Here is a 992-nt window from a genome sequence, read left to right on the forward strand (position 1 = left end):
CCGTGGAACACCACTCCGAGCACCCGATCGCCCAGGGCCATCGCCACCGCCGGGCCGAGCTGGGAGCGCTGGCCGAGGTCAGCGGCTTCGACTCGGATCCCGGCGGCGGGGTGAAGGGCATCATCGACGGGCACAAGATCGTGGTCGGGCGCTACAGCTGGCTGGAGTCCGAAGGCACGGTGCTGGATGAGGCGGCCATGCAGATGCTGCACTCGGCCGAGGAGGCCGGGGCCACCGCCATCCTGGTCTCGGTGGATGACAAGTTCACCGCGGTGATCTCCGTGGCCGACAAGATCAAGGATTCCTCCGCCGAGGCAATCCGCGCCCTGCAGCAGCGCGGGCTGCGCGTCATGCTGCTGACCGGTGACAACCAGCAGGTCGCCACGAAGGTGGCCGGCAGCGTCGGCATCCAGCCGCAGGACGTGTTCGCCGGGGTCTTCCCGGCCGACAAGGCCAAGGCCATCGAGCAGCTGCAGTCCGAGGGCCAGGTCGTAGCCATGGTGGGCGACGGGGTAAACGACGCCCCGGCACTGGCCCAGGCGGACCTGGGCATCGCCATGGGCTCGGGCACCGACGTGGCCATCGAGGCCGCAGACATCACCCTGATGGGCAATGACCTGCACCAGGTCAACGACGCGATCGCACTGTCCGAAAAGACGCTGTCAACGATCAAGACGAACCTGTTCTGGGCCTTTGCCTACAACACCGCCGGCATCCCGGTGGCGGCCCTGGACTGCTCAGCCAATGATCGCCGGTGCGGCCATGGCGGCCAGCTCGGTGCTGGTGGTGCTGAACTCGTTGCGGCTGCGCCGCTTCGGCAAGAAGTAGCCACCGGGCGCTGAACCCAACACCACAAGCCACGGTGTGGCTGCTCCCCCCTTGCGGGACGGCAGCCACACCGTGGCTTTGTGCGTTAATCCCCGGCACGGCACTGGCCTGGAGCACGCGAAGGCATGGCAGCCGGTCTAGGCCCGACCCTGCCCGCCGGAACC

General features: G+C 68.1%; 1 protein-coding gene. It reads left to right on the forward strand.

Translation table 11 applies throughout. The features are described from left to right. Nucleotides 1-842, forward strand: an 842-nt coding sequence (locus JCM19049_RS15370; protein WP_374700336.1) for an HAD-IC family P-type ATPase, incomplete at its 5' end; no start/stop codon positions are given. Between the last annotated feature and the right edge of the window lie 150 nt (nucleotides 843-992).

It is taken from the genome of Arthrobacter sp. JCM 19049, assembly GCF_001310435.1.